This is a genomic window from Marinomonas sp. S3726 (assembly GCF_000967665.1).
Lineage (GTDB): Bacteria > Pseudomonadota > Gammaproteobacteria > Pseudomonadales > Marinomonadaceae > Marinomonas.
The window spans coordinates 1-6,855 of the sequence record NZ_JXYC01000035.1; the positions used below are offsets into that span (position 1 = coordinate 1).

Here is a 6,855-nt window from a genome sequence, read left to right on the forward strand (position 1 = left end):
TTGGGTTATCTGAACTTATGACGCTAGGTTTATGACGGCTGGTTAACACTTTAATCGTGCCTTTGGGCTGAGTTTTCGCCTTTGTATCAAGCAACGCTAGCGGGTTGTTTGCCTGTTGTGCGCATACGGTATATTCACTAAAAAGATTGCGACTACTAAATGTACCAGACGCACTTTTTATATTTTTACCAAGTTCAAGTGCCACGTCAGACAAGCTTGAACCCGCGCGAGTAATGACTAAGTTTCCGTTTTCATCTGAGACAAGCAATACGGCCTTGATTCGTGCTAGCTCTTCTAAAAATTCCCAAATGGGCTGTCCAAGGTCTAGCATGTGGTCGGCTTTCATCGGCTCGTTGGCTGCACTTGATGCAGAGGGATCGACAATCACATCAATACCAAACGGCAAGCAGCAAGCACTTGCAATTTGCCTTAAGCGCATGCCTACTTTAAATTGCTTACCTTCTGTCGTGCTAGCAATTAAATCAGATACCTTACTCCTACCTACCACGTTCAATGTGTGAGTTTTAGCGTTGTAAGAAGGGTTTACATCATCGATATAGCCGGAGGTTATCTTTTCATTATTGATAAATATCTCAACGGCTTGATCTGTTTTTATTGTTCGAGCAGACGTTTGAGATGCTTCTTCAAAACTATCTGTTAGCGTTAAATTAAATGAATGAGCACCGCGCTCAATTGAGCGGGCTATAGTGGCCTCTGTCCAATAGGAGTGAACCTTTCCGTCCACATGAAGGTAAAGCAAATCACTCATGACAGTACCTCCAGTTCAACACCTGCGGGCATAAACACGGGGTTAGCTATGCTATTACGGTTGACCAGTTCAGCTTCTCTATTTGCATCACCGTAAAGGTTATATGCCATAACTAACGCGGGGACGCTTTGATTCAATGTTGTCGTATTTGATGTGGCCAGATTTGGCTCAATGTCAGCAATATATTTAACAAGGCTTGCTTGTAAATCCGCCCACGCAAAATACGCTTCATCCGTCGCGCCCGCATCAATCAATGAATCAACGGTAGTGAGCAACTTATCTCGTGTACTTTGAGCTTCAGCTAAGGTAATAAAAGCGTTATCACTTGAAGAGGTAGAGGCGCTGGAAGCGGATTGTATCGTCACAATGCTATTAGTAGCCGCAACGGTTGCTGCCGAAACGATTAAAGTATTAATCGCCGCATTATTAATTGCTTCTTGCGCTCTGTTAACCGAAAAAGAACTATCAATATCTGCGGCTAAATCATCACCGAATCCTGCTAATAAATGGTCATACGCTTTAAACGCGACTTTAATATCGTTAATCGCGCCGAACGCAGATGCGGCAACACTGACCAATGACGAAACTAAATTTGCAGGTTGTAATATTAAGCTGGCTATCTCGTTTCCGAAATCATCAACAATCGCTGCAACCGTGTCGATCGGTTCAAGGTACCCAGCAATTTGACCGTTAATTGCCCTGATGCTATCAACAAATCCATCCAGTTTTTCTAATGCTGATTCTTCAACAAACGCGGCGGTATCATCGACAGTAAAGGAAGAAACAAAGCTGTTTTCAATAGCCGTATTAACCGCTACTGAAGCGTCGGTGAGCTGCTTCGCTTTATTAGACGTTGAAGTGGGCGGTGTGATTTTTCCGGCCCTAATGTATTGAATCGTGAATTCACAATACCCACCGCGACGTGTTGTTATTGACCAGTCAAAATCTTGAACTTGAATATTGAGGGTGCCTAAATAAGGGTGAACAAGCTTACCTGATCCGGGTTTTTTCAAAGCGGCCATCAGCTTGTCACGTGCTAAATCATAATTAGCGCCCACTAAATAAACGGTTAATCGTTCAGCTTCTGCTTTAAGCCCTAGGTCTTCAGCGTGGTATTTTTCTTGTTGCGGGTATTCATGCAAAGCAACACGACGGCCACCCGAGCCTCCCGCACCATCGACGCTAAACTCAACACCGCGAAAACTTCCTACTCGTAAACGGTCACGCCAGCTCATTACAAGGCCCCCATACTAGAACCAGCGATATCTAAATCAATGTGGTTAGAACGTACAGAAGTCACTTTTGTGTGGCCGTCTTCAACCGTGATTTTAAGCTCGGCTTTAGGGCTTTCAACTTTTGATGCTTTAGGGTTTTGTTCCTGGTCTTTTTTATCTTCAGCAAACAAGCTTGAGAGCTGCTCAGCAACGCTGGTACTTACAGATTCCCCGGCAAAATAACCGCCTAAACTACCGAGTAGGCCACCAACAACCGCGCCCACCGTTGTTCCAACTAGGGGAACAACTGAGCCTACCGCGGCACCAACTGCAACACCGCCCCAACCACCAAGGGCCGAGCCGCCTACGCCGCCCGCAATACCTGCGGTATCAACGACTTTTTCTTTGGTGCTAGCGTCACTCGATAATGTGTCATATAAAGCGTAACCGCCGCTAGCAAGGGCGAGAGGTGCGCCGCCAAATTTGCCCGCTTTTTTACTAAGCGTTTTCCATTTTGATGGTGCCGATTTAATTGGTGTAGTGTAGCTAAGCGATCCTTTTCGAGAGTTCTTACTTTCATTTCTTTTGGACGTTGATTTTTTATCTGCTAAATCATTACCTCTAACTCCGGCTCCCGGCATATTAACCACAAAAACTCGTTGGGCTCCCACGTTAGAAATAGTTCCGGCAATGCCACTTGTTTTTCCGCCTTTTTTCATATCTCTTAGCGTTCCAAAAGCACCTGCACTCTTTTTTAAAATAACCGCGCCAGCACCAACAAGCGCAATGTTTTTACCTATTTCCAACCAGTTCTGGACTGTACCGGGTTCCAACGAATTAAGAGCATTTGCTGCATCTTGAATAGGGCCGGACAGTTCATTGTTTTGAAACTGTTGCCACGCTGTAAGCAAGTTCTGCAATGCCGCTTCCGAAGTTCCTGCTGCTCTAGCAGAGTCCCGCATAGTTGTTGTTCCATCCGCTTGCATACTCATAAATTTTTCTAACGTAGCTAAATTTCCAGTACGTTGAAATTCAGAGGCAGCAGCGTTAAAAGCCCTAATTGCTTCAGCATCAAAAACAACACCAAGTCTAGTCGCGTCACCGTTAACCTTTTTAATGATTTCGCCCATGATTTCGTTTATGGGTCGAAGAACACGAGCGCCTTCTTTTGCTGCCTCAGGGTCAAAAATCGTTAGCCCTGATTGCTCTAATAATTTCAATTTAGAAGGGTCTGTTAAAGTTCGCATTGTTGCTTCAAATGCTGTAGCGGCCATTTCAGAAGAACCTGTTCCCATCCTAATCATTTGCAAAGCGGCTCCCATCTCTCTCATTGCCTGAGTGCCTGTTCGACCAGTAGCCGTATACGCTGTAATTACTCGTGGCCCTAGAGAGGCTATGTTTTGCAGAGTAAAAGCGCCTTCTTTACCTTGTACATTAAGAATATCGATTGTTTCCAAAATTTTACTGGGATCTACTAAACCCATTTTTTGAAATTCGGCAAGGATTTCACCAATAGACGTACCATCCGCACCTGTAGCTTGTATGGCCATTCCGATATTACGGATGTTATTTTTTGCGAACTCTAAATCACCTGTTTTTTCCACAATGGCTTCAATTGCACCAGTGATTTGTGAGGGGTCTACACGTATACGTCTCTCTTGTGAAACATCAAAAATAGTTTTACGAAGCGATTCCATTTCTGACTTAGATTTATTTGCTTGAATACCTAACCTTTCAAAACGTGTTTCCAGTCCTATTACCTGCCGACCAGAAAGAGCAAGGCTTGCTCCTGTTATAAGTGTGGTATATCTGTTACCTAATTTATCTAAACCCTTACTCGTTAAACTAGCTGAGCGATTTAAAAGCCTCATGCTTTTTTGGCCCCTTTCGCTCATATACTCCATGTTTCGTGCATATTTCTGTGCACGTTGAGCTAAATTCCCTGCGAGGTTTACAACTAATGATGTTTGTAAATCGCCCACTTATTACCGCCTTACTTACATTTTAAATTAATTGAAATCTGACAAAATTGTCGTTCAGTTAGAGTTAAAAAATCGCTACGAGTCCAATTTAAGTTTATTGACAATCTGTTTATCGCTAACTCAATTATGCTAGCTCGCAGCGTCATCTCGCCCCCGTTCAGAAACCGCCTTAGCAATAGCGTTATCCATATCCGTTACACCCGCTTGTAAAATTTCTAGATCTTTATCTGAAAGCAAATCAAGCTGTTCGCGCTCGAGAGGGCCCTCTAATTCACCTAAAGTTTTAATTTGACGACGCAATGTATTTACTCCCATCAATGCGTTTGACATCAATAAACTTGGCTCTAAACCATTTGGAGTAGGCACCATGACAACCCTCTCTGACTCTTCCATAGCCGAAATAACATCACCTGCTGAAAGCGCCTTTAAGGTTACTTTTTTATAAGTTTTATCCCCGACTGAAATACCCTTATCTAATGTAACTTTATGCATAGATCTATCCGCCTATTGAATTAAATTATTAGCTTACTGGGTCGGCTGATATGCCTTCCATTTTGCAACTATATTCCCCACCTGAAAGTGTCGGGGGCTCGCTCATCCAAGCGCTAGATATCATCCATGATTGACCGTTATCATCTTGAATCGAGACGTTAACATCAGTCAGGTTTCTTAACTGATTTAGGTCTACGCCCGCTGTGTTTGCGATTTTATATTCACAAGATGGCGCAACGGGTTCTTCTGAAAAACCTGCCGGGCCAAGATCGGCCATTACAGCGTCACGCTTTTGACCGCCGGGGTTAAAACTTGCGCCGGGTAAAGAGTTAACTCTGCCTATACCAGGTATATCGAAATACAATTTTTTTGCGACTCTAGCCATGTGCTTGCTCCTAGATTTAAAACACTTGAATATCTAAATAATGAATTGCTGTTTACCAGCGGTAATACGAAGTTGATTAACTAAGTTTGGTGTATCACGCCAGTTCAAACGGTTTTTATCATCAACGTCACGCTCTACAATTAAGTTCGCTTCATAAGACTCGTAATCTTCTACCCAGCCTTTTTTCTCCATCTCTCTATAAAGAGAGAGCAACTGGCCACGGATGATTTTGGGGGTAACGATCGCTTGGCCCGCTCCGTACTGGGTGCCATCACTGGCGAGTTTGTGACGTGGGTATTTCTGAGCCATCATAAGCCTTTGTTCGTATCGAATACGCTCTAAGGTTTCTGGTGTACAAATATCTAAATAACTGGCGTCACTTAAACCGCTAGCGTTGGTTTGATACATGGTAATTTGGCGCTCAATGCGACAAGTACCGTCGTCACCGACCGTGAAAGTTGAGATGCCATCGTATAAAAGAAGGTTGCGCTCGGTTTGGCCCCAACGCTCATGGCGGCTAGGCGCTAACATGCCTTTTAACACTAATGTTTGAAGTGGTCTTGCTGGGTCTATTGATAAAGACTTAGCGGCGGTTGCCGCGTTAATCGCTGACAATAAATAAGGCGGTGTTGGGCTTGCTCCCGTCCCCATACAAGATATATGTGGGTTGTTTCTAGCCGAGCCGAATGTACCGCTTTGACCGTGTGTACCAGAAAAAGCAATAAAAGCACGACAACCGATTTGAGCCATTGGCCCAAAACGTTCGCCTAATTCAGTTTCAAGCTGAACAAGATTAAACGTATCTGTGTAAGGACAAACCAACCAGTTAAACCATTCATCGCCCATTGCATCAAGCGCGGGTGACATATCAGGGTTACCTGACCCACCGACAAAATCAGCAAATGTTAAAGTAACGCCATCAGGTAACTTTTCATCATAATAATTTGCTTGCAGTTTTAGCCCGTTAAACACTTCGCCTTTATGGCGAGATTTAACTCTAACAATTGCGCCTTCAAGCTCGGCAACAAAAGGCAAAGAAGTGTTTGCATTTATGCTAGCCGCAATCGAGGCCGCGATAGTATTTTTATCATCCCCTGCGCTTACTCCTGCTCTAACCAGATTATTTCCAATATAAAGCGAAAGAGTTCCCGAGCCTGTTGCTGCGGTTTCGACTGTAAAAGCACCCGCTGAAACCGCTCCCGCGTCATCATCAGATAACGCTATCGCCCAAACTTCGGTATCGGCATTTGCGTTTAAAAATGCTTCACATTGACCAGCAAGCATAGCTCCTTGCCCAAAGAAAACCGCACCTTGTTTAGGGTCAGTGACTCTAATCGGTGTATTGACTGCCTGAATACCTGAATCTAACTTTTGTCCAATTATGACAACCTTAAACATTGTCGAAGACGCGCCAGCAAGCTCATTATTAAACTCGACGTAAGTTCCGGGGTTTCGTAATGTCGATGGTATATTGTCAAATGAAATACTCATTTATTTGCCCCCTTTAGTTTCAATTTTTTTGGCTGCTTTAGCGGCTTTTTTATCTTCTACTAAAAGCAAGTCACCATCTTTTAGCCTGCGACGGTAATAGCTATTTAAAACAACCAACTCGCCATCTGGGTTTAGTGTCTGCCCGTTTTGTTTACGAACTTGCATACCTTCAGGCGGTTTTATTTTTACTTTATTTACGGCTTGCATAGGGTTCTCCTATTCTGTCAATTCGGTGTCAGCGCTAATTAAAAGGTCACCGCTTTCATTTAAAGTGTCTGAATGAAAGCGTTTAAATTCATCTAACGTAGAAGCGTCTATCTGATTAAAAGGGTGCATTAGCAATTCGAAACTCATTTCATAACAACAGACACCTTGTTGCGCTTCAGCAAAACTAAAAAGGTTCTTAACCCGCTTAAACTTCAGGCCGTCAACTTGCCCAAGATCGAGTCCGTTTAGCGCGACGATAAGCTGCTCTGTCATTTGGTAGATACCGACTTCTTTCTTGCCTTGTAGCGCTTTTGC

Annotated in this window: 8 protein-coding genes; all 8 read right to left on the bottom strand. The window is 43.6% G+C overall.

Annotated elements, in window-relative coordinates; translation table 11 throughout:
• The coding region (locus TW85_RS21985) for a phage baseplate assembly protein (RefSeq protein ID WP_343251985.1) at positions 1 to 769 on the bottom strand (769 nt) is incomplete at its 3' end.
• Positions 766 to 2,004 carry a DNA circularization N-terminal domain-containing protein gene (locus TW85_RS21990; protein ID WP_046019307.1) on the bottom strand — a complete coding sequence of 413 codons (1,239 nt, stop codon included), beginning with the start codon at positions 2,002 to 2,004 and terminating at the stop codon, positions 766 to 768. The genes TW85_RS21990 and TW85_RS21985, both read right to left, overlap by 4 nt.
• Positions 2,004 to 3,965: a hypothetical protein gene (locus TW85_RS21995; RefSeq protein WP_046019308.1), complete on the bottom strand. Its 1,962-nt coding sequence runs from the start codon at positions 3,963 to 3,965 to the stop codon at positions 2,004 to 2,006. The genes TW85_RS21990 and TW85_RS21995 overlap by 1 nt, the downstream gene beginning before the upstream one ends.
• A gap of 129 nt (positions 3,966 to 4,094) precedes the next feature.
• On the bottom strand, positions 4,095 to 4,457 hold the full coding sequence (locus TW85_RS22000; protein WP_046019309.1) for a phage tail assembly protein: 363 nt from the start codon (positions 4,455 to 4,457) through the stop codon (positions 4,095 to 4,097).
• A gap of 28 nt (positions 4,458 to 4,485) precedes the next feature.
• Positions 4,486 to 4,842, bottom strand: coding sequence for a phage tail tube protein (locus TW85_RS22005; RefSeq protein WP_046019302.1), 357 nt, complete (start codon positions 4,840 to 4,842; stop codon positions 4,486 to 4,488).
• A gap of 33 nt (positions 4,843 to 4,875) precedes the next feature.
• The gene (locus TW85_RS22010; RefSeq protein WP_046019310.1) at positions 4,876 to 6,333 is read right to left on the bottom strand and encodes a phage tail sheath subtilisin-like domain-containing protein; all 1,458 of its coding nucleotides are present in this window, start codon (positions 6,331 to 6,333) and stop codon (positions 4,876 to 4,878) included.
• Complete coding sequence (locus TW85_RS22015; RefSeq protein ID WP_046019311.1) at positions 6,334 to 6,540, bottom strand: DUF2635 domain-containing protein; 207 nt, start codon at positions 6,538 to 6,540, stop codon at positions 6,334 to 6,336.
• Between the two features lie 9 nt (positions 6,541 to 6,549).
• A partial coding sequence (locus TW85_RS22020; protein WP_046019312.1) for a phage protein Gp37 occupies positions 6,550 to 6,855 on the bottom strand: 306 nt, incomplete at its 5' end.